24 protein-coding genes and 1 tRNA gene are annotated in these 24,499 nt (G+C 49.5%); 16 read left to right on the top strand and 9 right to left on the bottom strand.

The genetic code is table 11. The features are described from left to right. Nucleotides 1-14: 14 nt before the first annotated feature. A tRNA-Ala gene (locus EZJ49_RS00285) sits at nt 15-90 on the top strand. A gap of 212 nt (nt 91-302) precedes the next feature. Here EZJ49_RS00285 and EZJ49_RS00280 read toward each other — a convergent pair. Continuing rightward, nucleotides 303-1,019: an alpha/beta hydrolase gene (locus tag EZJ49_RS00280; protein ID WP_262553384.1), complete on the bottom strand. Its 717-nt coding sequence runs from the start codon at nt 1,017-1,019 to the stop codon at nt 303-305. 215 nt (nt 1,020-1,234) lie between these two features. Here EZJ49_RS00280 and EZJ49_RS00275 point away from each other — a divergent pair, with 215 nt between their 5' ends. From EZJ49_RS00275 to EZJ49_RS00260, 4 genes are all read left to right on the top strand, one after another. Beyond that, the gene (locus tag EZJ49_RS00275) at nt 1,235-1,540 is read left to right on the top strand and encodes an AraC family transcriptional regulator (RefSeq protein WP_262553383.1); all 306 of its coding nucleotides are present in this window, start codon (nt 1,235-1,237) and stop codon (nt 1,538-1,540) included. Between the two features lie 16 nt (nt 1,541-1,556). After that, entirely contained in the window at nt 1,557-1,952 is a 396-nt protein-coding gene (locus EZJ49_RS00270; RefSeq protein ID WP_262553382.1) for a helix-turn-helix domain-containing protein, read from the top strand. Further along, complete coding sequence (locus tag EZJ49_RS00265) at nt 1,949-3,130, top strand: MBL fold metallo-hydrolase (protein WP_262553381.1); 1,182 nt, start codon at nt 1,949-1,951, stop codon at nt 3,128-3,130. Before EZJ49_RS00270 ends, EZJ49_RS00265 begins: the two co-directional genes overlap by 4 nt. Before the next feature lie 100 nt (nt 3,131-3,230). Further along, a complete protein-coding gene (locus EZJ49_RS00260; protein WP_262553380.1) occupies nt 3,231-3,590 on the top strand; it encodes a hypothetical protein in 360 nt (119 codons plus the stop codon). Nucleotides 3,591-3,613: 23 nt separating this feature from the next. On the opposite strand, the gene EZJ49_RS00255 is transcribed toward EZJ49_RS00260, so the two are convergent. The 5 genes from EZJ49_RS00255 to EZJ49_RS00235 form a co-directional block, all read right to left on the bottom strand. After that, nucleotides 3,614-4,003 (bottom strand): helicase, encoded by a 390-nt coding sequence (locus EZJ49_RS00255; RefSeq protein ID WP_262553379.1) that lies wholly within the window; start codon nt 4,001-4,003, stop codon nt 3,614-3,616. Between the two features lie 96 nt (nt 4,004-4,099). Next, entirely contained in the window at nt 4,100-5,146 is a 1,047-nt protein-coding gene (locus EZJ49_RS00250; RefSeq protein ID WP_262553378.1) for a hypothetical protein, read from the bottom strand. A 183-nt stretch (nt 5,147-5,329) separates the two neighbouring features. After that, entirely contained in the window at nt 5,330-7,450 is a 2,121-nt protein-coding gene (locus tag EZJ49_RS00245) for a PQQ-dependent sugar dehydrogenase (RefSeq protein ID WP_262553377.1), read from the bottom strand. A gap of 62 nt (nt 7,451-7,512) precedes the next feature. Then, complete coding sequence (locus tag EZJ49_RS00240; protein ID WP_262553376.1) at nt 7,513-8,835, bottom strand: D-alanyl-D-alanine carboxypeptidase; 1,323 nt, start codon at nt 8,833-8,835, stop codon at nt 7,513-7,515. Nucleotides 8,836-8,989: 154 nt separating this feature from the next. Then, on the bottom strand, nt 8,990-9,322 hold the full coding sequence (locus tag EZJ49_RS00235) for a hypothetical protein (RefSeq protein WP_262553375.1): 333 nt from the start codon (nt 9,320-9,322) through the stop codon (nt 8,990-8,992). A 268-nt stretch (nt 9,323-9,590) separates the two neighbouring features. Here EZJ49_RS00235 and EZJ49_RS00230 point away from each other — a divergent pair, with 268 nt between their 5' ends. Genes EZJ49_RS00230 through EZJ49_RS00215 form a run of 4 tightly spaced genes read left to right on the top strand, consistent with a single transcriptional unit; the run spans nt 9,591 to nt 13,966 of the window. Further along, complete coding sequence (locus EZJ49_RS00230; RefSeq protein ID WP_262553374.1) at nt 9,591-10,274, top strand: DUF4956 domain-containing protein; 684 nt, start codon at nt 9,591-9,593, stop codon at nt 10,272-10,274. Nucleotide 10,275: 1 nt separating this feature from the next. After that, entirely contained in the window at nt 10,276-12,024 is a 1,749-nt protein-coding gene (locus EZJ49_RS00225; RefSeq protein ID WP_262553373.1) for a DUF3616 domain-containing protein, read from the top strand. After that, entirely contained in the window at nt 12,024-13,187 is a 1,164-nt protein-coding gene (locus EZJ49_RS00220; protein ID WP_262553372.1) for a hypothetical protein, read from the top strand. Before EZJ49_RS00225 ends, EZJ49_RS00220 begins: the two co-directional genes overlap by 1 nt. After that, a complete protein-coding gene (locus EZJ49_RS00215; RefSeq protein ID WP_262553371.1) occupies nt 13,184-13,966 on the top strand; it encodes a polyphosphate polymerase domain-containing protein in 783 nt (260 codons plus the stop codon). The genes EZJ49_RS00220 and EZJ49_RS00215 overlap by 4 nt, the downstream gene beginning before the upstream one ends. Here EZJ49_RS00215 and EZJ49_RS00210 read toward each other — a convergent pair. The 3 genes from EZJ49_RS00210 to EZJ49_RS00200 are packed head-to-tail and all read right to left on the bottom strand — an operon-like array spanning nt 13,960 to nt 16,225. After that, a complete protein-coding gene (locus EZJ49_RS00210) occupies nt 13,960-14,694 on the bottom strand; it encodes an amino acid ABC transporter ATP-binding protein (protein ID WP_262553370.1) in 735 nt (244 codons plus the stop codon). The genes EZJ49_RS00215 and EZJ49_RS00210 overlap by 7 nt on opposite strands. Beyond that, nucleotides 14,691-15,434, bottom strand: a complete 744-nt coding sequence (locus tag EZJ49_RS00205) for an amino acid ABC transporter permease (RefSeq protein WP_262553369.1) — start codon at nt 15,432-15,434, stop codon at nt 14,691-14,693. Before EZJ49_RS00205 ends, EZJ49_RS00210 begins: the two co-directional genes overlap by 4 nt. Beyond that, complete coding sequence (locus EZJ49_RS00200) at nt 15,434-16,225, bottom strand: basic amino acid ABC transporter substrate-binding protein (protein WP_262553368.1); 792 nt, start codon at nt 16,223-16,225, stop codon at nt 15,434-15,436. Before EZJ49_RS00200 ends, EZJ49_RS00205 begins: the two co-directional genes overlap by 1 nt. Nucleotides 16,226-16,295: 70 nt before the next feature. Between EZJ49_RS00200 and EZJ49_RS00195 the strand changes: the two genes are divergently transcribed. The 7 genes from EZJ49_RS00195 to EZJ49_RS00165 all read left to right on the top strand — a co-directional run bounded on the left by EZJ49_RS00195 (nt 16,296) and on the right by EZJ49_RS00165 (nt 24,479). Continuing rightward, a complete protein-coding gene (locus EZJ49_RS00195; RefSeq protein ID WP_262553367.1) occupies nt 16,296-16,736 on the top strand; it encodes a hypothetical protein in 441 nt (146 codons plus the stop codon). A 139-nt stretch (nt 16,737-16,875) separates the two neighbouring features. Next, nucleotides 16,876-17,343 (top strand): KdsC family phosphatase, encoded by a 468-nt coding sequence (locus EZJ49_RS00190; protein ID WP_262553366.1) that lies wholly within the window; start codon nt 16,876-16,878, stop codon nt 17,341-17,343. Nucleotides 17,344-17,346: 3 nt separating this feature from the next. After that, nucleotides 17,347-18,072 carry an outer membrane beta-barrel domain-containing protein gene (locus EZJ49_RS00185; RefSeq protein ID WP_262553365.1) on the top strand — a complete coding sequence of 242 codons (726 nt, stop codon included), beginning with the start codon at nt 17,347-17,349 and terminating at the stop codon, nt 18,070-18,072. Nucleotides 18,073-18,085: 13 nt separating this feature from the next. Then, entirely contained in the window at nt 18,086-18,877 is a 792-nt protein-coding gene (locus tag EZJ49_RS00180) for an outer membrane beta-barrel domain-containing protein (protein ID WP_262553364.1), read from the top strand. Then, nucleotides 18,874-20,451, top strand: a complete 1,578-nt coding sequence (locus tag EZJ49_RS00175; protein ID WP_262553363.1) for a tetratricopeptide repeat protein — start codon at nt 18,874-18,876, stop codon at nt 20,449-20,451. The genes EZJ49_RS00180 and EZJ49_RS00175 overlap by 4 nt, the downstream gene beginning before the upstream one ends. Nucleotides 20,452-20,454: 3 nt before the next feature. Next, on the top strand, nt 20,455-23,631 hold the full coding sequence (locus tag EZJ49_RS00170; RefSeq protein WP_262553362.1) for a tetratricopeptide repeat protein: 3,177 nt from the start codon (nt 20,455-20,457) through the stop codon (nt 23,629-23,631). Beyond that, the gene (locus tag EZJ49_RS00165) at nt 23,631-24,479 is read left to right on the top strand and encodes a tetratricopeptide repeat protein (RefSeq protein ID WP_262553361.1); all 849 of its coding nucleotides are present in this window, start codon (nt 23,631-23,633) and stop codon (nt 24,477-24,479) included. The genes EZJ49_RS00170 and EZJ49_RS00165 overlap by 1 nt, the downstream gene beginning before the upstream one ends. Nucleotides 24,480-24,499 lie beyond the last annotated feature (20 nt).

Below are 24,499 nucleotides of genomic sequence, written 5' to 3'. Positions count from 1 at the left end.
TCTTGTCACTATGTGGGGCTGTAGCTCAGCTGGGAGAGCGCAACGCTGGCAGTGTTGAGGTCGTCGGTTCGATCCCGATCAGCTCCACCAACTTCTCTTTTTCCTTTTTGTAATTGTTTGTATTTTGGCTTCGTGGGTGGTTTTCCTTGGATCGGGATGCGAGCCCGACGACGTCGGGAGCCGACCCGCCTTCGCGGGGCGGCTCCTCCTTGCTCCGCACGAAAAAGCGCCACTGGCGCTTTTTCCCGCGGGCATAAGGTTCGATCCCTCGTACCGTGGGCGGTGAAGGATCGGTTAGTGGGTTATAGATATTCTTTTAAAAAAGGAATGATTGCTTTTGTTACTTCTTCGGCTTTTCTGTCGTAGAGGTCGAAGTGGCTGGCGCCTTCGATTTGTACTAGCTGTTTTTTGCCTTTGATTAGGTTGTTCCATTCTTTTGAGATCCACAGAGTGCCGGCTTTGCTTCCTGCGATCATGAGTGTTGGTTGCATCAGTAGTGCGGACAGATTTGCTGTGGTGTCGAATGCCACGATGTTTGCCAGACTTGAGAAGGTCATGTTGCCTTGTGAGTTTGGATGCATGCAGCGCGGGGTTTTGTAGTACTCGTGTCCTTCCTTCAGTTCCGCCAGAACAATGTCCTCCAATTTTTCCGGAATGTATTGGGCCATAGCGGGTTTTGTTCCCATGGCTTCTGCTTTTCTGGATTGGGCGACGGCATTTAGCAGGCCCGTGGCAGAGGTTGGATCTCCGTGGCCTTCCCAGCCTCTTCTTAGGACGGCTCCGTAGTCGGCGCCGCTGATTGTGACGACCGCTTTGATTCGGTGGTCTCTTTTTGCAGCTTCGAGGGTGTAACCACCACCAGCGCAAACGCCCAGGCCTGCGATGTTGTCAGCATCCACATAAGGCAGGGATTGTAGATAGTCCACAGCAAAGCTGACGTCCGTGCTGCGGGAATTTGGATCTTCTTTCTGACGGGGCTCGCCACCGCTGGCACCTTGATAAGCGGCATCGAATGCCAAAGCGATATATCCATTTGTTTTCTTTTTTAAACGTGACTTCTTTCATGTTTATCTCCTTGAGATGGTTCTTTTATGCAAACCATTTTTTGGTTCATATTCAGTATGTTCCTATAGAATAAATGACGGTATATCAGGTCTCCGAAGTTCTTGCCTAATCCTCCAGATATGCCGAAATTAATGTATTAACTGTCAACATTTGATAGTCTGTATCCACTATGAAACATCGGCTTAAAGAACTTCTGGAAATTGCCAAAAGGCTGGCTTCACAGGACGGGATCACCGAAACCAAGATCCCGCACCTGAAGGTGGCACGATATTCCCGAATTGAAAGAATTGATGATATCTATGTTCCTTCCATGTGCATTCTTTTGCAGGGCCGAAAAGATGTCGTACTGGGGGATGAGCTTTACACTTATGGCGCGGGTGAATACGTGCTGGCCTCGGCCCATCTTCCAGTGACCGGAAATATTGTCAGCTCCAGTGAAAAAGAACCTTATATCGGGTTTCTTTTATCTGCTTAAGTCAGAGCAGGGCGATGTGCTTAGACAACTGGGCATGGTGGGCAGTCAGGCCAGCCGGGTTCGAGCCGCTATTTCCAATATTGTTACCAACTATGCCAGGAAAATTGATATCGAGACCCTGAGTTCTGATGTGGGTATGAGCCCCTCGTCGTTTCACAAGTACTTTAAAGATGTGACGGCGATGAGTCCGATTCAATTCCAAAAGAACCTGCGTCTGATGGAGGCCCGTCGCATGTTGATGTCGGAATCCGGCGATGCTGCCAGCATTGCTTTCAAAGTGGGCTATGAAAGCCCGTCACAGTTCAGCCGGGAATATGCGCGCTTCTTTGGTGCTCCCCCGAAGGCGGATCGTGAAAGAATGAAAAAGAATTTTGAAACCTCCTTAAAACGCAAGGTGAAGAGGGCCGTATGAAGATTTTGATTGTGGCGATTGTTGGTTTGATAGTTCTGCTGGGCGGCCTGTTCGTTATTGCCTTCCCGGCAATGGGCACCAGCCCGGGGGATGAAGAAAAAAACAGACTTAAAAAATCTGCACAGTACAATCCGCAGAAGCATGAATTTCAGAATCGCATTCCTGATGTTCTGGAAAAAATGCGTAAAGAGGCGATGAGTGCCGGCACATTGATTGAATTCTTCGCGGGTGGCAAAGGGCGAGAGCCTGCAAAACGCCTGCCCGAAGTTAAGCCGGACCTGCAGGAGTTTTTAAAACCTTCGGACAAACTTAAAGTTATCTGGATGGGGCATTCAACCTTCCTGTTGAATCTTTCCGGAAAAATCATTCTGGTGGACCCCGTGTTTTCAGGAAGTGCTGCTCCGGTCAGTTTTATGGTCAAACGCTTCCAGCCGCCTCCACTAAGCCTGTCGGAACTTCCTAAGATTGATGTTATCGTGATTTCGCATGATCACTACGATCATCTGGATATGCAGGCGATAAAATTCTTTGCAGATAAGGATGTACCCTTCCTGACCCCATTGGGGGTCGGGGCGCACTTGCGTGGTTGGGGTATTGCGGATTCCCGGATTTCTGAATTTGACTGGTGGCAAGGTACAACTCTGGATGGCGTTGAGTTTATTGCCACGCCGGCACAGCACTTTTCGGGACGGGGTTTGCGTGACGGGAATAAGACCTTGTGGGCGTCCTGGGTAATTCGTTCAGAGACACACAATGTTTTCTTTAGCGGGGACTCGGGCTACGACATTCACTTTAAACAAATCGGCGACAAGTACGGTCCGTTTGAAATTGCCTTTATCGAAAATGGTCAATACAACGAAAAGTGGCGGGCTGTGCATGCCTTGCCGGAGGAATCCGTGCAGGCTTACTTTGATCTGAAAGCACAAAGATTTTTTCCGGTTCACTGGGGAATGTTCTCTTTGGCGTTCCATTCCTGGCGTGATCTGAAAGCACAAAGATTTTTTCCGGTTCACTGGGGAATGTTCTCTTTGGCGTTCCATTCCTGGCGCCATCCTGTGGACAGTCTGGTTCGTCTGGCCAAGGAACGCGGGGTTCGCATCATGACCCCTCAATTGGGTGAAATGGTTTACGTGGATGACAATTACCAAAATGTCGAATGGTGGCAGGATTTGGAATAAATCTCACGAAAACGATTTGCGGCGGCTGGCAAAGTCTGTGACACCGCAAATCGAATTGTTTTCAGTTGGGGCTGGAACAGTTCTGGCATCTGACGGAGGCATGAAAAAGTCATTGTTTGTATTGGTGTTGAGCGTTCTGGGTGGGACTCCGGCTTGGGCACAGGCCAAAGTATTTCCCGTGCAAGGTATTGAGAACTATTACTGTCAGCGTGAGCCGGGGCTTTATGACCGGATTTCCGATGACAATTTCGTATTGACGGTGGTCAGTGTGGAAACCAGTGGCCCCTATGCGGGCTACCCCAGAAAGATTGATATCTCCACCAGAGATGGCAGAATGCTGCCGGGTGAAGGCATCGTGGAGCATACTTTTGTGCAGAAGAATGGAAACCACGGTTACAGAGAAGTGGCCGCCAGCTATTCTTACAATCTCAGCACTTTGATCTGCCAGTTTACGAAATAGAAAAAGGAGGCCTCAGGCCTCCTTTATTTTTTTAGAGATCTGTAAATCCCATCCCAGTCAATGTCCTTGGTCTTGGTGAAGACCTGTTCTTCTTCATCCGCAGACAAGGCGTCATAGCCGCGATGCTGGCGCCATCCGTATCCCCAACGAAACGGTGTTTTAAATTCCGGCCCTCCGCCGACACGAACACCGACCCAGTATAAATCCCCGGTCTTTTTATCAGAGGCATTGCTAATACAGGAGCGCAGTTCTTCATCGGCACCGGCTTTTTGCTCAACAGTGCCGCCTTGCCAGTAGTGGTAGTCATGGCGGACACAGCATTGCAGAAAGGCCTCGGGTTCTTTGGGAGTGCCGTTGGGACTCATGCTGCAACCATCGCTTGTAAAGGGCAGCAGCTCATTGGATCTTTTCAAGACCGAGCTGCACGAGGTGAATATCAAGAGAACTAAAATAAGACCGGACAGTTGTTTCATCCCCTCAAGCATACGGGATATGCCGGAGGGAAAAAACTATTTTGTTTTCACGGATTCACCGCGAACCTGGCGGATGTAGTCCACGATCTGGGCTTCCGCCGCCAACCGGGCTTTGCCCTGGGATTTGGTTTGGGCGAATTGTCCGTTCATCATGACTTTTTGAATGGTTTCATCCACGACAATAGCATGACCGGTATTTCTTAAAATAGCCCGTGTATCCAGAACGGCTTTCAGGTAACGGGTCATTTCATTAATTTCAACATCGTTGTAACGATTTAGATCCAACGACCACTTCATGCCCAAAAGGCCCAGCTTGATCTTGTTCTTCAGGTTCTTGTCGATGTTGCTGGCTTTGGCAACCAGCATGGTCAGGATAAAGTTCTGACGGGCCTGAAGGATCTGGATCAGCTTGCTTTCGAAAGCAAGAAGATCGTAAGAAGCCGGAGCCAGATCATTGATGGAAATACGACCTGCATCCAGATCAACTTTTTGTTTTAGTGCACGCTCGATCAAAGACAGCATCGACATGTGCTCAATGCCTTTGGGATCAACACGGTTTTTCTGCTTGTCGTTGACTTCGTGCAGAGTTGTGACCAGTGCCAGGAAGTTCATATCGGTATTGTTGTCCGAGGTCGGGGAAATAAACTCTTCTGTCGGGGCATATTCATGAATTTCGCGGATGAATTCGCGCGCAGCGGAAGAAGCCAGTTCCTCACGACGATGATCATTGTCCAGACCCTGCATGGACCACAACTGGAATTCGTAAGCCCAGTAGTACTTCACACCCAGGCTGAGCTTCTTGGCCATTTCTTTGGATTCATTCATTTGTTGCAGGAACTCTTTGCGCAGTAGGGCGGCGTTACCCTGTCTAAGGGCATCGTAAAGCTCGGCGGTTTTATCATCCAAAGAGCCGGATTTTTTATCCAGCTCTCCGGTCTTTTCCTCCATGCGCTTGGTGGTTTCGCTCATCTCCACCGTGGCCTTGTGCATGTCATCCAGATTCTTTTTAACTTCGCAGGCTGTGGTCAGGCTGCCCACACAGGCCAGCACCAACAGGGTTTTCAAACGTGAATCCCGAATCATAGATCCTCCAGACAGATAGATATCTGGGGAGGTAAAGCATAAAGGATGCCATCAGCAATAGAGCTTGAATTCTAATACAGAGTTTTATACGGGTTTTTCTGAAATCTCTGTAATGCAAGAACTGTCCTTCTTTTTGACAGAGCGGCAGTTCTTGCAGTCACTGGAAATCAGAGGAAAACCTCATCAGCGTGCGATGTAGTAAACGCCGTCTTCAGGGGACGGGCAGGCGCCTTTGTACAGACGGCTGTGGGAAGGCACCAGATAGACGCGACTCCATTTGTATCCGTTGCTGGAAACCACGGTAGAGGAACGAGGATCAATATAGACGAGGTCCCCGCTGACTGTCTGACCGCAGACTTTGGCGTTGGTGCTGGGGGCTGCGCGGATGTTACGGGTATCCACGATTTTTACCTGAGAATAACGTCGATCTATATCTGTTGGCAGAGCAGAAAGCCAGGTGGCAATGATCTTGTTCACTCGTTCACCTTCGGCCGTGCCGTAGATCTGTTCTTTGTCTGCCGGAGGCATCGGGGTGTAACCCTCGACGCGTGCCACGGCTCCGTAGATTTTACTGCGTTCGACGTCGCCGGGCAGAATCCATTCGTTTTTTACCAGGAAATCCAAATTGCTGAAACGGTCATTGGCGATATCCTGTGCCTGCATATTGCCGTGACAGCCCAGACAGTGTTTTTGAATCAGGCCGCTTTGAATCTGGCGGTAGCCATCTTCCAGTTTTGCATTTTCGCGAATGGCTGAGCGCCATGCCAGCAATTGCACTTGCGGGTCCACGCCGGAACGCTGCCCTTCACAGGGCTCCTGATAGTTTGCAGTTTCAGTGCGGGCCAGACGCAGGATCGTGCGGTTTTCACGATCCTCGACAATCCACAGTGATCCGTCGGAGGCTTCGGTAAAGGCCACCGGAGCTCCCTTTGGACGAATGCCATTGACCGCATCCCACTTGGATATGATTTCGCGATAAGAGCCATGACGATCCATTCCGCCATGAGGGGCAAAAGCCTTTCGGGTCGGGCAGGAGCCTTTTTGATTGATATTGTAAGCCGAAGATTTCCCCTCGACGCGAGGGCGGCCCTTATCATCGACAGAGTAGGCCACCAGGCGATGACCTGCGGCCTGATAGCCGTGCCAGGTGACCAGCAGTTGTCCGCCAAAAAGATCGGCGAACATCCGGCCCTTATAGTAAGCCATATGCAGTGGTGCCACATGTGGTGGCATTAACAGCCACGGGGCTTGATAGTCGCCGACTTCACGGGGTTGAGCTTGTTCGCAGTCCACGGGTTTTTTGAACTGTTTGTGCAACGGAAGATTTCTATTTTCCGGGAACAGCCATTCAGGCGACGTGGCGTGGAAGTTATAGCAGTACGGCCAGCCATAATGGAAGCCCCGTCCGTGATCCAAATCCACAACATTGATTTCTTCATAAGGCTCTTCCAGCTCCTGGAAGTCGCGGCTGTTTTCCCCTTGAATCAGGAAGCCTGCATCGGAAACGGTCATCGCCATGGAGTTGCGCAAACCCGCAGCGGCCACTTCAAAGAAACGCAGTCCTTTAGGAGGAAGATTTTTGAGCAGCTCTGCTGGAATCCGGTAGATGGCGCCGTTGCCTTGTGCCTGTTCTTCCGGGCAGGTTTTATAAGCTCCGGTTCCCTGCACCACGCAGTGATCACTTGGTGATCCTGAGTTGATGTAAAGATCCCCGTTACGCGGATCAAACACGAACTGGGACAGCGGGTGCATGTAACCCTCTTTCCGGGAGATATCACCAATGACCAGAGTCCAATCAGTCACCTGGTTGTTGCGCAGATGGAATTTGGAAATACGTGTGCGTTCACCAATATAGAAATATCCATCAGGTCCCAAAGCCAAACCATGTGGAGTTTCCAGTCCCACTTTCAGGGCTTTGATTTCGTAAGGACCTGCAGCGGAAGGGGTTAGCAGGAACAGGCGGCCGTTCTGAGGACTCCAGCCGCCCATATCGACAACCAGAAAGCTGCGGGAGGTGCCGATCTGTAAAATCGTGCGAGGTTTGATAAAGCTTTTATCGGTGGTCTTGTCCAGTGCGCGATCGCGCGGCATGACCATTCCCAGGCAGGTGCCGGGCATGGTTTCCACTTGCAGGCGCGGGAAGCCATCGCAGGAAGTGTCCGTCGGATCATACAGATAACCACTTTTATCCAGCACCATGCGCGACGATGCGGCAGTAATCCGTTGAACGGTGTGGTTTTTACTTTGTAAATAGGAACACTGAACCAGGACCAAGGTCAGAACGGACAACAATAAAATGCGCATATTTTCCCCGGGAAAGAGTCTTTATTATAGAAGACCTTTCCGGGGTTTTAAAAACAATTCTGCTATTGCTTTTTCAGACTGACTGAAGGTGCAGGGGCAATGACGTTGTATTCAGCCAGATAGGACTGGGTATCGAACGCCAGTGGAATGAACTCAGTGTATTCAATCTTGCGTGGACCGGAGCGATTGTTAATCATCTGGGCCACTTTGTTTTTGATCATCTGAGTCGCCACACCACGATCAGAACTGTTTTGATCCATATCTGCATGCAGAAGAATTGCAAAGAAGAACTCACCGTCTTTGGTGGAAATGCTGCCAGCCAGGGTTTTGGCTTTATTCACGGTGCCTGTTTTTGCAATCATTGCACCGCTGGCAACACCGCCGAAATTATCCACGGTGGAATCAGAGTCCTTGTTGGCCACAGCGATCACATCGCTAAGTTTGTAACCTTTGGAGGTTAAAGCCTTGTTCAAAGCATAGATCGCTTTGACCATAGTTTCACAGCTGGCTTCGTTGTAAATCGGTTTTGCCGTGGTGCCTTCGTTATTGCCGGAACCATTGTGAAAGACGATTTGAGCGCTGGAGGCGTTCAAAGTGGATTGCGCGAAAGCATTGAAAGCTGTTGTGCCGCCCAGATTCCAGTAAAGGTTATCAGCGATATAGTTATTGGACTGGTTGTTCATGCGCTTTAATAGCATGCGCAAAGGCGCGGATTTCAGAACGACAGAGGCCGTCAACTGGTCCTTTTTATACTGGGATTTTGGCACGAACTCTACAGTGCGAACTGTGATGTTGGGCTTTTCCAGCATGAAGACATTGTTCTTCGTCGCTTTGGCGCGCAGGCTGGAATACATGCTCTTGTTGATGGCCGTGGCGAAGTATTCAAGCAGGTGCTTGCGAACCACAGCAGCTTGTTGCTCGATGGTGTCGTATTTCGGTGTGACTCCGCCAATCAATGGGGATTCCTCTGCCAGCCAGTGCATCAGGAAGTTTTCATCGAAAGTCAGCTTTTCGATATTGGTGATCTTCATGCGGTTCAATTCAGAGATCAGGAAGTAGCTCATGTTGCGACCAAACATAGGATCGCGGCTGCCTTCAATATGGACGTCCATACGGCCATTCGCTGTCGGAGTCAGATGTAGAATCGTCTTGTGGCGATAGTCCACACCCAGTTTGTCAATCGCCCATAAGGACGTAACGATTTTGGAGATGGAAGCCAAAGGATACTTTTTTGTGATATCGCCATCGCCTTTGATTTCCTTGGTATTGGCGGAAGTCTTCATATGGCAGACGGAGTTGACATAGACTTTTGCGGACGCGACAGAGGAAACCATCAGGGTTCCAGCCATCACCGTTAGAATATTTTTAGCGAACAGACGTACCATGGGCACTCCTTCCAGACGTTTGCCGCTGTTTCATAATCTGTGCCCGGCGGTTTTTCAATGTGCTGTCTTATATGGCGGGAAGGGCTGTAAAATACCCTGACAGGTGACAATAAAGGGACCCAAAAAAGGTCCCTTCTTAAGAAAAGGCAGATTCTTAGTAGCAGTAATCGACGGCATAGCGGGTGTTACCCCAGCGGTCCCAGGCCTCGCAATAGACACGATAGCCGGGGGTGTATTCAGCGTAGCAGCCATAGCCCCGGGCCCAGCAGGAAATTGTATAGCCATTATAGCAGCGTGTCCACGCTCGGCAGGTATAGGTTTCGGTTCCGGGTTCAGAACTAAGTCTTTCCGTTCCGCCACTGACATCCTGAGCGATATCCAAAACTTGATTCAAATAGTTCAGACCGGCACCGACATCATCGCTGGCTTGTGCAGAGGGAAGGCTGAACAGGAACGCAAACAAGGCGATTGCAAACAGAGTTTTCATAGATCCTCCTGGTTTGGAATATATGAGTCATCTGAATACAAGACTAAGCTGCGCCGATGAAATCAGCCAATCGGGGAAGGTCCTAGTGGCAGAATAAACATCAGATGATTTCCCGTGTGTAATCTGTCAGATAGCAGTGTGTGAATTGCCAGAACAAGCAGGGGCAGAGAGGCGATTAAGTCTCTGTCATTATGTTTTATTTTGGTTGAGATAGACTGTGATTGTTTGAAAAATGGGCCCTTCCTGACTAATTCTGTGGAGGCAGGGTATGCTGGATTTTGCGGTCCTTAATTCTTCATTTGCAAACCCGACTTGGATTTCTGTCGTCTATGCTTTTTTGCTCAGTTTTATTCTGGGCACAGCTTTGGCTGTGGCATATGTGCGCACTTTCCGGGGTCTTTCTTATTCACTTAACTTTTTGCACGGCTTGGTTCTGTTGCCGATTGTGATTGCCATTGCGATGCAGGCCATTGGCGACAATGTCGCGCGGGGTATCGGAATGATCGGGGCGCTGTCGTTGTTGCGTTTTCGTACCAATGTCAAAGACCCGCGGGATATGTTCTTTATTTTTGCCTCGCTGGCCGTGGGCCTTGCTTCGGGTGTGCATGCGTATGGCATTGCGATTATTGGTGCGGTCTGCTTTATCTCTGCTTTGCTGGTGTTGCAGAAATCGCCGTTTGCCTCTGGCCCGCAGTTTGATGGTTTGTTGCGTCTGAATCTGGCGCGTTCAGGGGATGATCAGCGCGAAGTCGAGGATATTCTGGGACGCTCCTGCCGGCATTTTGCCTTGGCAACCATCCGCGAGATGGCCCAGGGGGACCGTTTGGATTTTTCTTATCAGGTCCGTTTGAATGCGCGAGCCACTTCCGCAGAGCTGGTCGAGCAACTGGGGAAAGTTTCTTCAGTCAGAGGACTGAATTTTATGAATCAGGAATCGGTGATTGAGGTGTAGCTTGAAGATAGGCGAGGTCTTCGGGACCGAAAACCGATTTTTGCTGGGATGCTGGATTGTTGCTGTTGCTTTGGTGGTGGTGTTGGGACTCTTCCTTAGCTCTGATCCGGTGAATATCCTGGGTGTGGCGGAATCGCGCGAGTTTCAGGTCAATTTCGACAGCCCGGTGGAAATCAAACATATTTATGTCATGCCCAGCCAGATTGTGAAAAAAGGCGATCTGTTGGCAGAGCTGGGACAGTCTGAATGGGATGCTCAGTTACGGGTTTTAAAAAGTCGCTATGACAAGCTTCAGGCGGAAATGCGTCTGCGTCGCGAGATCGCCGGTATTGCTCAGGAACTGGGAACCACGGTGCCCAATGGCGCAGATCCGTTGCTTGTGGATTTGGAAGACACCAAACGCGAGATGGATCTGATTGAAGGTCGCCTGAAAAATCTTTTTGTCTTTGCCGAAGTGGACGGTGCTGTTGGTGCAGTTAACTTCAAAAGCGGTGAAAAAGCGCCGTCTTTTGCTCCGCTTATCACATTGCTGCCGTTAAATCCCACTTATGTAAATGGCTATGTGAACGAAAATCTGAACTCCTCTTTGTCGGTTGGGCAAGCGGTGGAGGTGGTTTCCAGTGGCGGCAAGTCGATTCGTGGTCAGGTGCTCAGTGTGGGATCACGGATTGTGCCTATTCCTGAACGTCTTCTGCGCATTCAGACCCTGTCGGCCTGGGGGCGTGAGGTGGTTATTAAAATTCCACCGACAAACGGCTTCCTGCTGGGGGAAAAGGTGTCTGTGCATAAACGCTGGGGCCTGTCTTTTGTTAACTTTGCGCAGGCTGATGAGGTGGTCGCTGATTCGGTGAGCGAACTGCCACAGGATTTGGAGTTGCCGGAGGAGGTTCTGACTCAGTTTCATCCTGAAATGTCAGGAATGGTTTTTATTCCGGAATTGCGTCAGTTTGTTTTAGTGTCCGATGATTATCCCGAAGATCGGCCAGTGCTTTTTCTGATGAATGAGCAGGGGCAGGTGCAGTCGCACCAAATTTCGATCACAGGTCTGGATCAGATGCAGGACATCGAATCCGTTTCGTTGGCGGGGGATCGTCTGTATCTGCTGGGTTCTTTGTCGAGAACAAAAAAAGGCAAATTGAAACCGGACCGTCATTTGTTTGCTAAAGTCCGCCGCAATGGTTTGCGCTATCATCTGGAACAGACCGTCGAACTGCGTGAAAAGATTTTGCAGGCCCTGTCTCAATCCAAAGAAGAGGTTCTGCGCAGGCTGGCAGGTCTGGATCAGCAGAACCCCAAAGCGGGTTTTGAAGTGGAAGGCCACGCCGTTGACGGAGAGAATCTGTATCTGGCCTTGAAAGGCCCGGCGCTGGCTTTAAATAAAGGTTTGATTCTGAAGGTCGATGATTTTCAGAATCTTTTTGAAGACCGTCCTTTAAGTGCGGATCGGGTCCATGTGGCAGCCGAGTTCGAGATGACTTTGCCGCATATAAAGGTCGAATCCGTGGTCACTGATCTGGTGAAACTGGGAGAAAACTTTTATGTCTCTTCCAGTTGCAGGAAGGCTTCATGCAGTGCTGTGTGGAAGGTGAAAGCGGGACAGGGCAAAGCCGAATTGGTTCGCGATTTTTCATATTCCCATCTGGAGGCTTTGGCTCTGCACCCGGACAGTAAAAAGCTTTTTGCAGTCTTTGAAGCAAAGTCCGGGGGACGTTTTGTTGTTCTACCCACAGCAGAAAAAAGGACACCTTAATGCTGTGGGTGTTGTGGCTTTCGCTTTTTTCCACTTCGTCGCAGGCGTTGACGGCTGAACAGGTTCTAAAAACCGCGTGGCAGGATGAAACAGTGCTTTCGCAGGAACAAATGCGTTCAACAGATTCCCGCAACCCATTAAGAAATGTGGAGGCATTTGCCTCGGTCGAAAAGGAAGATCAAAAGCGTGAATACGAAGTGGGTTTGAAATTTCAATTTCGTTCCTGGCCGGAATGGAAGCTGGGGGCTGGTGCGGAATCGCAGACGCGGATTGTGAAAGAGGCCTCTTTGGCCTGGGCCCTGCACGAACGCTATGTGCATCTGGTGTCGTTGGAAATCACCCGACAAAAGAAAGAGGCTTTGGAAAGGATTTTGAAACTGTCCGAAAGCTATCGGAAGGCGCAGGGGCTTTCCCTGCGGGCAGGCCGCAGCACCAGCAAGTCTTTTCTTGGGGCACAAGCGGACATTTACAAACTTAAGCGTCTGGAAAGTGTGGTGATTCAGGAGCACCAGACGGTTGTGCAGAAAATCAGGCAATGGGCGCCGGACTGGAAAGACGAAAATCTGACAAGTTTTGATTTGCTGGCGGTGGAGGATGTGCTGGAAGCGGTGAGTGCGCAGAAAGTGCATGAGCGTTCTTTAAGTGCGCGGCTGTTACAGGCGGAATACAAGGATCTGGGAAAAGAACTGGAAATTCTGCGTGCGCGAGAGAACCAATGGATCAAGGGCATGGACGTGTCCCAAAGCCGCAAGGACGAGGAAGTCGGCTATAAGGTCGAGCTGAGCATTCAGCTTCCCGGGCTGGGCTCGGATGATTTGTCCCGTCAGAAACAGAATGAACTGGTTTTAAAAAGAGCATTAAAGTTGAAAGAAGCCACTGGCAGTCAGGATCGTTTGCAAAGTCTGCGCAATCAGATTCAAAACTTGGGAAGCTTGTATAAGATGTCCAGATCCGGTTTGGTGCTAAGTCAAAAATCGCGAAGTGCGGATACGTTGACCGAGCTGGAAAACCGAATGTCATCTGAGCAGGCGCAGCTGGATTTACTTTCCCAGCAGCAGGAAATTTTGCTGTTGTATGTGGAATATCTTCTGGAAAATGAACGTTTAACGGAAGAACCCACACGCAATTTCTTAAGTCGAACCTTAAAAACGGTGTCTTTATGAGCGGTCCGGTTTCACCCCTGGCTTTGGAGCGCTACGAACTGAAGTATCTGATACCTCTTAGTCTGGTGGGGCCGATTTCCCAGTATGTGGAGCGCTATTGCGAGATGGATTATTACTCGCGGATTTCACCGGATTTGTTTTATACGATCAACAGCCTGTATCTGGACACTCCCAGTCTTTATATTATGCGTTTTAAGGAAACAGCGAACGCTTTTAATTTTAATATGCGTATTCGGTCTTATGGGGATTCTCCACGACCGCCCTATTTTTTTGAGATTAAATACAAGCTGCGGGACTTTGTGCGCAAAAAAAGAGCCAAAATAGATACGATGGACTGGGTCGATATTGTGGAGTGGGGGAACATTCCCTCGGATATGGAGCCGGGCTCTTTGGGGAATCTGGAAGATTTTTTGTTTATGAAGCAAACCTACAATGTCGGACCGGTTATTCTGACCCAGTATCGGCGCAAGGCCTATTTGTCGGTGGTTGATGATTATGCGCGAGTGACTTTTGATCGGGATCTGCGTTTTCAGGAAATGGATTACTGGTGTGTGAACCCGCAGGAGGAAAACTTGAGCCACTATGATCATCCCGCTTCTTTTGAAGAGCCGGGATGCAATGTCATACTGGAGCTGAAGTGTGAAAAAAAGATTCCCCTGTGGATGGTGGACCTGATTCGGTACTTCCAGCTGGAGCAGGGGTCTTTTTCAAAGTTTGGCAACTCTATGTTGACCCACTTGCAGATGCCGGAAGTTTTGCGACCCGGGATTCTTTACTGATGATGCAGTAGAACCTTGCTGAGGAACGTGCGAGTGCGTTCGTTTTCCGCTGCGCTGAAGATTTTTTCCGGCGGTCCTTGTTCCACAATCTGCCCCTGATCCATAAACATAATACGATCACTGACCTGACGGGCGAAGCCCATTTCATGAGTCACAACGATCATGGTTTTGCCTTCATGGGCCAGTGACTTGATCACATCCAGAACTTCACCGACCATTTCCGGGTCCAGAGCTGATGTGGGTTCATCGAATAACATCACCTGAGGTTCCATAGCCAGGGCTCGGGCAATCGCCACACGCTGTTGCTGGCCTCCGGAAAGCTCGCTGGGATAAGAGTCTGCTTTTTCGGCCAATCCCACTCGGGCCAGCAGTTCTTTACCCTTGGCTTCGGCAGCAGCGGCAGAAAGTCCTTTGACCTTCATGGGTGCCAGCATGATGTTCTCCAAAGCGGTCTTGTGCGGGAACAGATTAAAGCGTTGAAAAACCATGCCCGCATGGGCGCGTAATTTGTTTAAATCTGTTTCTGCGGAGGTCACAATGAAACTATCGACATCGATAGATCCGCCTTGGGCGGTTTCCAAAGCGTTGATACAGCGAAGAAAGGTGCTTTTTCCTGACCCCGACGGCCCGATGACGCAAACCACTTCGTTGTCCTTGATCTCGCACGAGACATCCTTAAGAACCTGCTTGCTGCCGAAATATTTCTGCAAATTCTGAATTTTAATCATGCGGATTGATACCTTTTTTCAAGTCGATGAACCATAAAGGACATGGCCAGCGTGATCACCAGATATAGCACGGAAATAAACAAATAAGGCTCCCAGTACCGGGCATAGGCTCCAGCGGCTGTGCGGGCGGCATAGGCCAGTTCTGCCAAACCAATTGCAGACACCAGTGAAGAGTCCTTTAGCAACGTGATGGCTTCATTTCCCAAGGGTGGCAGCATACGACGGAAAGCCTGGGGAATGATGATGGATTTCATCGTGTGGAAATAACTAAGTCCCAAAGAACGGGCGGCTTCAAATTGCCCGCGATCGATGGACTGAATCCCGGCGCGGAAGATTTCTGCGATATATGCGGCGGAATTTAAGCTTAAGGCCAGAGCACCGGAAATCATGGCACCGTATTCGCGTTTCAGATACAGGGCCCATTCACCTTGAATCAAAACACCGTCTTCGGGGTGAATTAACAGTGGCACCAGAGCAAAATGAATCAGCAGGATCTGAACAAACAGCGGAGTACCGCGAAAAAAACCGATATAGATTTGCGAAGGCAGGCGGATCATCAGTTGAACGGGCCATTTCCAGAAGCCACGTTCGACGTTGGCGATTTTTCCCAAGCCCAGGAAAAGACCCAGAATGGTGCCGAAGAAAATACCGATGGCGGTCAGGATCAGGGTTGTTTTCAGCCCCTGCAAAAACAAGGGCCAGTATTCGATGATAATGTCAGTACGAAACCACGCGAACATCAGTTTTTCTTTTCTCCGAAGTATTTCTTGTAAATGCTGTCATAGGTGCCGTCAGCTTTGATCTGGCTTAGGCCGGAATTGATTTTTTGCAACAGCTCGGCATTGCCTTTTTTTACAGCGATGCCATAGACCTCTTTGGAAAAGCTGGTGTCAGAAAGAACTTTAAAGTTCTTTGGATTGTTGGCGAAGAAATTGTTGATCACACCGTTGTCGGCCACCACAGCGTCCACACCTCCGTTGATAAGCTCCTGCAAAGCCAACGGTGTTCCTTCAAAGCGTTTGATACTGGAGCTGTCTTTACCCAGAAGCTGGGTGACAACACTGTCGCCGGTGGTCCCGATCTGGACACCGACCTTTAGTTTTTTCAAGTCATCAAACTTGCTGACGGTGGATTTGTTGGGAACCGCGATCAGTTGCACGGCTTCAAAGTAGGGGTCTGAAAAGTCCATGGACTTTTTTCGTTCGTCATTGATCGTGATGGCCGAAATCAGGATGTCGCGGTCGCCGGAATCCAGTTGATTGAACAAGCCCTCCCAGGGAGTGTTTACAATTTGAATCTGCAAACCCGTTTTGGCAGCGACGGCTTGGATGACCTCGATATCAAAGCCGCTTAATGTCTTGTCGGCATTTTCACTTTCAAACGGGGCATAGGCGGCATCCGTTCCGACAATGAGTTCTTTTTTTGAAGAGGATTTTTCCGCAGGAGAGGAGGCCGACTCCTCCTTTTTCTGGGTGCATCCGAAAGAGGCCACAAGAAGGAAGCTGGTCAAAAGAAGCGCGAGTCTGGTCATAGCGATCTCCATTTAGGCTCACTTGACCATCGCTTGTACTTTGAGTCAAATATCATTTCAGGAGTCATTGATGAAAACGGCATTGGCCAAGATTTTAGGTTCGATTCTGCGCAGTCTGTTTGTTTCGGTGGTCATGTTCGTCATTGTCTTTTCCGTCATAACCCGGGAGTTCCCGCCCAATTTTTCAAAACTGCAAAACTCCTGGCAGAGTCTGCAAAAGATGGCGCAGCTCAGTCGGCAGATTCATGATCAGCACCAACTGCTTAAAGGACAGCAGGCGGCTGGGGATGGTTTTGTCGAAGATGCCGATCTGGACAAACTTCAGGAGCTGAATTTGCGCCGGGCCGAACTGGGGGCAAGTCTTTTAAATGGCACATCCACTTCCGGAGCGGAGTCTTCCGCAGAGGACCAGGCCCTGAAACGTCGGGTCCAGGAATTGGAACAGCAACTCTTCAAATTGCAGCAGCGGGTGAATGAGCTGGAGGCTCGTGCAAAACACTCCGGCTCTTAGGCTTGTCCTACGCTGGACGTTCGTCGGTATCTGAATTAAACCCTAAGTCCTGTATCAGGGTGGGGCACTTGCCCCTTGATCTTTTATTTTTCACAATGATTCAGTGGGATTAGAAATATCAAAACTTAAAAATATCAAGATGTTGGTGCTCGACGTTGATGGCGTTTTAACTGACACGCGCTTATGGTTTGATGGCAAGGAATGGCGTCGTTTCTTTTCGATTCGCGATGGTGTGGGCATCAAACGCCTGACAGAAGCGGGTTATAAGATTGCCGTCATCACCGGCAGCAAAGCGGAAGACATTCGGGCCCGCGTAAAATCCCTGGGAATTCATTACTTTTACGAAGGTGCTCTCGACAAAGAGCCCTCTTTCTTACAACTGCAACAGGAATCCGGTATTTCAACAGGGGAAATGGCTTATGTCGGTGACGACATTTTCGATATTCCCATGATTCAGGCAGTGGCCTTTGGTGCAACCGTCCCCGAAGCGGTGGACGAGGTTATGGAAGTTGCTGATTATGTCACTCGCAGACCAGGTGGCTGCGGGGCTGTTCGGGAAGTTTGCGATTACATTTATAAATACGGTGCCTTTTCATCGGGTAGGTAATACATGCTAAAAAATGGTTTCAAAGCCGCGCTCATCATAGTTCTTGCGTTGATGCTTCATAAGGCCGCTTTTGCCGCGGAAGTTGTGAATCTGCCAACAGAGGAGCTGGCGCAAGAGTCCGTTCTTCCTGTGTTCGACAAGCCTGTCAGCGTGAAGAACCGCAATGTGGTGACTCAAGGCCGATTTGAAATTGACGGCTTTTATGGCTATGCCATGACAGAGCCCATTGCCAATGTCAGCAAACTGGGTCTGGGACTTTACTATAACTCCAGTGAAAATCATGCCTGGGGTTTGATTGTTGCCAAAAACTTCGCGGGTCTTTCCAGCTATGCGGATCAGCTGAACCAGCAATTCCAGCTGGATTTCAACCGCGCTCCAGCACCGGAAATGACGATCATGGGTGACTATAATCTGAAGGCCTTCTACGGCAAGATGAGTCTGACGAAGTCCATCGTCTTCAACACCCAGTTGTACGGCTCGCTTTCCGCGGGGGCGGTGAAGTATGTGCATAAAACCTACCCAGCGGTGGCTTTCGGGATTGGGCAGAAGTTTTATTTCACCAAACAGTGGGCTTTCCGTTTTGACCTTCGTTTATATGCCCATCAGGCACCGATTCCATTCCTGAACGGCAAGCTGAAACCGAATCAACCTGTTCCGGATTACGGTGATTTTCAAGAACGCGTTACTTACACGACAAACCTGGATGTGGGTTTGTCTTATCTGTTCTAAGAGGAGCTGACAGATGTTAAATAGAAAAATCTCTTCTTTGCTACTGCTGCTGACTCTGATGGCTCCGGGACTTTCATATGCTCAATCAGAAGGCGAAGAGCTGGATGTTATTGAGATGGAGCTTGAAAAAGAGGCTCCACGACCTGCGATCACCAACTCCGCTCCTTCCTATCAGGAAGCCTCTCCAAGGGACAACACCCTGACTGATTTCTCGGGCTTGGGTGGTTTGGCTCCTTTCCAGGAGATCTCTGTCATTCAGAAACGTTTCCTTCCCAAGACGGGCCGTTTTCAATTGTTTGGCGGTTTGACCACGGTGACCAATGATCCGTTCTTCCTGACATTTGGTGGTGTAGCGAAAGCCAGCTATTTCCTAAGTGAAAGCTGGGGTGTGGAGCTGAATTACTTCGGTTTGACCACTTCCAATCGTCAGGCGACTGATGAACTGCGCGAGATCAATGGTGTCAGCACAGAAAATCTGGTGTATCCGAAGTCCTTTATCGGCGCGGATCTGATGTACATTCCGGTGTACGGCAAAATGAGCTGGTTCAACGAAAAGATCATCCCGTTCGATCTGTATTTCTCTGCCGGTTACGGCACCACGAACACTCAGTCCGGTGAAAGCGCAGGAACAATCCATCTGGCCACCGGTCAGATTTTTGCGCTTAGCAAAGCCTATGCATTCCGCTGGGATTTCAGTTGGAACTTCTTTAACGCCAAAGGCATCGACGGTTCGACAAACTCTTTCAACAACCTCTTCCTTACCGTGGGTATGAGTTGGTTCTTCCCGGAGGCTAGCTACAGATGAAGAAATTATTACTATTCCTGATTGCAGCAAGTATCGTAACTCCGGTCATCGGGGACGCCCAGCAAAGAAAGACATTGCGCAAGCAGCCGGCGCGCAGCTCAGTCATGTCTGGAAATTCGCGAGAGGCCACCTTAAGAAATCAACTGAGCAACGCCCTTCGTATGGCACAGGGCGGGCAGTATGAATCCGCAGCCAATGCGCTGTTCTCTTTAAGTCGCCGTTCTGAGCTTTCTGCGGAAAGACCTCAGATCAAGTACATTTTGGGAACAATGCTGGTGGAACTGAAGCTTTATCAAACAGCGGCCTTCCAGTTTGTGGATGTCATTCGTATGAAACATCCAAAGTATTCCAAGATGGCGATTGAAAAGCTGTCTGTGGTGGCTGATACGCTGGGCGATGACACGATTCTGAATTATGCGGTTTCCCGCGTGGATCTGAACGATTTCCCGGCAAACCTGCGCGATATGATCAATTATCGTCTGGGTGAAATCCGTCTTAGAAACCGTGATTTTGCCAAGGCTGCAGAGCTTTTCAGCAAAGTCAGCTCAACCAGCAGCTATTACTTCCAGGCGCTTTATTCCAAAGGATTGGCAGAGCTTGAGGCTAACCAGACATCATTGGCGATTGGAACTTTCCGCAAGATGTTGGATGCTCGCCACAAGGCTCCGGTAACTGACACTAATAAGGTGGCAGCGCAGATGGGTCTGGCACGTGCCTTGTATCAAAAGCAGGACTGGGATCTGGCCGTTGAGGCTTACTCTCAGGTGCCTCGCGATACTCTGATGTGGCATGACGCTGTCTTTGAGCAGAGCTGGGCGATGTTGCGCGGAGCGCGCTTCCGTTCAGCCTTGAGTAACTTCCAAACTCTCCATTCGGCATATTACGAAGACTTCTATATGCCGGAGAGTTTACTTCTCCGTTCCATCGTCTATCTGTACATCTGTAAATATGACGAGATGGAAAAGGTCTTGAGTCTGTTTGAAAAAACTTACGGACCGGTTCGTGCCAAGATCGGGGATTTCCTGAAGTCCACGAACGAAGCGGGGGCCTTCTATAATGAGCTGGAAAAAGCCCACGTGATGAAGACCACAGATAAATCGGCGAATCTTCGTTTGCCGTACATTGTCCTGCGAAGTGTTCTGGATCAGGGCGATGTGAAACGTTCCATGAACTATCTGGAAAAGCTGAATCAGGAAAAACGGCGGGTGGAATCGAACTCCTCCTTCCGGGCTTCCGCTTTGGGGCAGTACTCGTTGAAGATTATTGCAAACCGCAGCAAAAACACCAAATTTGCGATTGGCGATATGGCCAAGGCACATTTGCTGAACATGCGTGTGGAGCTGCGTGATCTTTACGAGCAGGCCGGATTCATCCGTTACGAGATGATCACAGGCCGTAAGGAAAGCATTAAAAAGAAAATTGCCGGTAAGGACATCAGCGGTGATCAGATCGACGAAAACGTCAACCGCAAGTTCTATATCGAAAATGGTTATGAGTACTATCCGTTCCAAGGTGAATACTGGTTGGATGAAGTTGGAAATTATCACTACCTTGGAAAACAGAGCTGCGAGTAATATATGAAATTCAACAGGCATCAACTTCTTGTCTCAGGATTTTTAAGTTTTCTTCTGGCGGCCCCGGTAACGCAGGCTCAGACGAAGACTGTTAGAACCACTAAAACCGTGAAGAAAAAGACAGTCGGTGAACTGTTGTCGCAGGCTAGTAAAAAGACGGACACGTCGCTGCCGTCCACGAACATGGGCTTTAAACAGGATGTGCAGAATTATAATCTGGAATCTGTCAAGCCACCGCGATCCTCTGAAATCATGGAACACGACACGGGTGGCGGCAATAAAGCTGAATACGAGCGTGTGCTGGATCAGCAGATTCGTGAACTGTACAAGCTGACACAAAAATTCAAAACCAGTCCCAACCGCGGTGAACTGTGGTTGCGTCTGGCAGAGCTTTACGTTGAAAAAGCCAGCCTGATTGATTCCCGCAAGCAGGATGAATACGATGCAAGGCTTCGTGCTTTCCAGGCCGGAAAAACCAAAAGCAAACCTCGTTTGGACACTGCTGAAGCCCGTGAATACAACAAAAAAGCGGTTCAGCTGTATGAATGGTTCCAGCGTGATTTCCCACGTGACGAAAAAATGAGTCAGGCCCTGTTTTTCCTGGGCTACAACTACTTTGAACTGGGTGATGTGAAAAAAGGCGCGGAATATTACGAGCGCCTGACCAAAGGGTACCCTAATTCGCCGTTTGTGGGCGAAGCGCATTTCGCTTTGGCGGAATACTATTTTGAAAATGAAAAGTGGGCGAATGCCTACAAGGAATATTCTCATCTGATCAAGGAAAAGAGACATCGTCTGCACACTTTTGCTCTTTATAAGGGCTCATGGTGTTTGTTCCGTCTGGGTAAAGTTCAGCAGGCTATGAACTATCTTGAATACATTATCAAAGCAGGCAAAGCTGAAACCGGGGACCAACTGGCCAGCCGTCTGAAGGTCAACCGCACCCGTCTTGAAGGCGAGGCGCTGCGTGATATCGTGGTCTTCTATGCTGAAGGCGGCGATCCGAACAATGCCGCGAATTACTTTAAAAATCTGGTGGGGAACAACTACAGCCCTTACCTGGAAAGACTGGCTTATCAGTATTCCGACCGCGGTAACAAGGACGGATCCCGTGAGGTCTTTAAACTTCTGATTTCCCAGAATCCAACAGCCCCCAAGGCGTTTGAATACCAGTATCAGATCGTTCAGAACTATTTCTATGCGAAGAACACTCAACGCTTTAAGAACGAATTGTATGGTTGGGTGAAGGATTACGATTCCTCCGGCGCCTGGTATGCGGCCAATAAGAACAATAAAGAGCTGGTGGAAAATTCCTACAAACTGCGTGAAACCACTTTGCGCAACTATGTTTTGCAGCAGCATCAGACAGCACAGAACTCCCGTGCGGCGTTCTCGCAAACTCAGGCCTATGAAGGCTACCAGCTTTATCTGCGTGAATTCCCGGATTCTGCCAGTGCGGCGGACATGCACTTCTACTACGGTGAATTGTTGTACGATATGGGCAAATATGATGAAGCCGGAGCCCAGTACAAGTGGATCGTGGACAATGCCCCGCAAAGCAAGTTCTATGGCAAAGCCGCTCAGAACTTAATTCTGTCTGTGGAACGAAGCATCCCGTCTGATCAGGAAATGCAAAGACGTGTGGGGAATTCCACCGATCCGGTTCCTTTGGAGCCGAAAGTGGACCGCTTTATCAAAGCCGGTCAGTGGTATGTTGAAAAGTTCCCGACGTCTGAAAAGACTCCGGAAATCAAATTCCGTATTGGTCGATTGTACTATCAAAGCAATCACTTCGATCCGGCTACGACCCAGTTCCGTGAAATCGTGAAACAGTATCCAAACACCAAGCAGGCGGAATATTCAGCCAACTTGCTGTTGGACATCTATAATTTGCGCAAGGACTATGCGGGTCTGGAAAAAACCGGAGCGGAACTGCTGGCTGTGCCGGGGATTGCCTCTTCCAAAGCCGGTGCTGATATCCGCGGTGTGATGGAAAAAGCCTCTTTCAAACGCGGTCAGGATCTGGAACTGGAAAAGAAATACGCGGACAGTGCACAGGTGTTTGAATCCTTTGCCAAACAAAATCCAAAGTCCAGCCTTGCGGCCACGGCGATCTTCAACGCGGCTGTCAACTATGAGCGCGCCGGGATGAACGGTCCGGCCATTTCGGCTTATCAGGGTGTTTTAAGCTCAAAAGATCCTGCGGCAGATAAGTTGAAACCAAAATCCCGCCGTTTGCTGGCGAAGCTTTATCAGGATTCAGCGCAGTTTGAAGAAGCGGCAAAGCTCTATAAACAAGCCGCTCAGGAAAGCCCGAATGATCCTTTGTCTCCGAATCTGCTGTTCAATGCGGCGGTTTTGTATGAGGCACTGGGTAAATCTGATGAGGCCATCCGCGCTTATACAGAATTCACCAAGATCAATAAAAAGCACAGTGACAATATTGAAGCTGTGTACAGCATGGCGCAGATCCATCGCAAAGCCGGCCAGACCGGAGCGGCGATTTCCCGTTACACAGAGTATGTGGAAGGTGGTGGTCGCGATCAGGAACGCGTGGTGGAAAGTGCTTACTGGGTGTCGGAATTGTCCTCGCGTCAGCGTGCGACCACACGGGCTCAGGAATGGAAGCAGAAAACCCTGGCTATTCAAAAACGTTTTGCGCCTAACAAAAAAGGTGTCGGAGCCTCTTACGCTGCCAAGCTGAAGCTAGGCGAGGCGGAAGACACGTACAAGGAAATGAAAGCCATCACATTCCCGAAAGATCCGGCTAAACAGAAAGCGGCGGCCGATAAGAAAGTGGCCCTGTTGACTCGTTTGACCGGCGAACTGGCCGACGTTATCAAGTATGACAGTGCAGAGGAAATCGTAAGCTCCCTGGCTATTCTGGGGGATGCGAATCTGAACATGGCCCAGTCCATTGTGAATGCGCCATTGCCTTCGGGGCTGAATGCGGAAGAAACCAAACAGTATCAGGCGGGTGTGGAAAAGTTCGCGGAACCATTTAATGCCAAGGCTCGCGAAAGTTATAAAGCAACCGTGGATCGTGGTTTTGAGCTGGAAGTTTACAACGCCGGATTCAAGTCCGCTTATGAGTTTATGAACAAACATGATCCGAAAAACTACTACAACGGTGGCGAAGTTGGATCTGACATTCGTCTAGTGAATTGGATAGGTCAATAATGAAAAAGATCATCACTTGTTTTTCTCTGTTGGCTTTAGCAGCGTGTTCATCCAGTCCGACCAAGGAAACGTCATCAGAAGCCAAGACGTCAACGGTGTCGGAAGCCCCGCGGGCAGAAGTGGACGATTTCAAAGATCTGGAAAAGGTCGAGCCGGTTCGTCCGGTGACCCCACCGGCGCCATCTCAGTATGCGTCCTTGAATGAAGCGATCAAAGCTCAGAACGACGAGAAGATCTATCAGGCTTCCACGCAGATTCTGACTCAGTCACCGAATGATGCACGCGCATTGAATGCGCTGGCGATGTATCACTATAAACGCAGCCGCTTTGATCTGTGTCGCTATCTTTTGGGAAAGGCTATCGCTGCCAGCCCGAAAACGGCGGAATTGTATTCCAATATGGGGATTGTTCAGCTGGCTCAGGGCGAGCGCCGTGATGCCATCAAATCCTTCCGCAAGGCTTTGGATATGAATAATGATGAAGCCGTGGCGGCTGCTAATCTGGGTGCTATCTACGTCCAGGAAAAGGACTACAACAAAGCCAATGTTGTTTTGGAAACAGCTTATCGCAAAGGGGTTCGTGACCCAAGAGTTCTAAACAACTATGCGATCTCGCTAACTGCGCAAGGCAAGCTGGATCGTGCGGAAGAGTTGTACAAGGCCTCCTTGAAAGACAATGCGAACAGCAAGGAAGTGCTTTTAAATTACGCAATTCTTCTTGTGGACCACATGAAGAAGTATCAGGATGGTTTGGAAGTCATTAACAGACTAAAGTTTGTAGGTGGGCCTGCTGATAGCCGTAATCGCATTATTGCTTTGGAAAATAAGGCGAAAGCTGGTTTAAAATAGAGTGAAGGGTCGGGTGAAGA

Source organism: Bdellovibrio bacteriovorus (assembly GCF_025558485.1).
GTDB lineage: Bacteria > Bdellovibrionota > Bdellovibrionia > Bdellovibrionales > Bdellovibrionaceae > Bdellovibrio > Bdellovibrio bacteriovorus_G.
The sequence above is the reverse complement of the archived record's forward strand: the minus strand, read 5'-3'. Positions and strand labels throughout refer to the sequence as shown.

Coding starts and splice junctions, on each gene's coding strand:
- EZJ49_RS00275 (WP_262553383.1), top strand. CDS start 1,235: ATGAAACATCGGCTTAAAGAACTTCTGGAAATTGCCAAAAGGCTGGCT.
- EZJ49_RS00265 (WP_262553381.1), top strand. CDS start 1,949: ATGAAGATTTTGATTGTGGCGATTGTTGGTTTGATAGTTCTGCTGGGC.
- EZJ49_RS00260 (WP_262553380.1), top strand. CDS start 3,231: ATGAAAAAGTCATTGTTTGTATTGGTGTTGAGCGTTCTGGGTGGGACT.
- EZJ49_RS00250 (WP_262553378.1), bottom strand. CDS start 5,146: ATGATTCGGGATTCACGTTTGAAAACCCTGTTGGTGCTGGCCTGTGTG.
- EZJ49_RS00245 (WP_262553377.1), bottom strand. CDS start 7,450: ATGCGCATTTTATTGTTGTCCGTTCTGACCTTGGTCCTGGTTCAGTGT.
- EZJ49_RS00240 (WP_262553376.1), bottom strand. CDS start 8,835: ATGGTACGTCTGTTCGCTAAAAATATTCTAACGGTGATGGCTGGAACC.
- EZJ49_RS00235 (WP_262553375.1), bottom strand. CDS start 9,322: ATGAAAACTCTGTTTGCAATCGCCTTGTTTGCGTTCCTGTTCAGCCTT.
- EZJ49_RS00230 (WP_262553374.1), top strand. CDS start 9,591: ATGCTGGATTTTGCGGTCCTTAATTCTTCATTTGCAAACCCGACTTGG.
- EZJ49_RS00220 (WP_262553372.1), top strand. CDS start 12,024: ATGCTGTGGGTGTTGTGGCTTTCGCTTTTTTCCACTTCGTCGCAGGCG.
- EZJ49_RS00215 (WP_262553371.1), top strand. CDS start 13,184: ATGAGCGGTCCGGTTTCACCCCTGGCTTTGGAGCGCTACGAACTGAAG.
- EZJ49_RS00210 (WP_262553370.1), bottom strand. CDS start 14,694: ATGATTAAAATTCAGAATTTGCAGAAATATTTCGGCAGCAAGCAGGTT.
- EZJ49_RS00205 (WP_262553369.1), bottom strand. CDS start 15,434: ATGTTCGCGTGGTTTCGTACTGACATTATCATCGAATACTGGCCCTTG.
- EZJ49_RS00200 (WP_262553368.1), bottom strand. CDS start 16,225: ATGACCAGACTCGCGCTTCTTTTGACCAGCTTCCTTCTTGTGGCCTCT.
- EZJ49_RS00195 (WP_262553367.1), top strand. CDS start 16,296: ATGAAAACGGCATTGGCCAAGATTTTAGGTTCGATTCTGCGCAGTCTG.
- EZJ49_RS00190 (WP_262553366.1), top strand. CDS start 16,876: ATGTTGGTGCTCGACGTTGATGGCGTTTTAACTGACACGCGCTTATGG.
- EZJ49_RS00185 (WP_262553365.1), top strand. CDS start 17,347: ATGCTAAAAAATGGTTTCAAAGCCGCGCTCATCATAGTTCTTGCGTTG.
- EZJ49_RS00180 (WP_262553364.1), top strand. CDS start 18,086: ATGTTAAATAGAAAAATCTCTTCTTTGCTACTGCTGCTGACTCTGATG.
- EZJ49_RS00175 (WP_262553363.1), top strand. CDS start 18,874: ATGAAGAAATTATTACTATTCCTGATTGCAGCAAGTATCGTAACTCCG.
- EZJ49_RS00170 (WP_262553362.1), top strand. CDS start 20,455: ATGAAATTCAACAGGCATCAACTTCTTGTCTCAGGATTTTTAAGTTTT.
- EZJ49_RS00165 (WP_262553361.1), top strand. CDS start 23,631: ATGAAAAAGATCATCACTTGTTTTTCTCTGTTGGCTTTAGCAGCGTGT.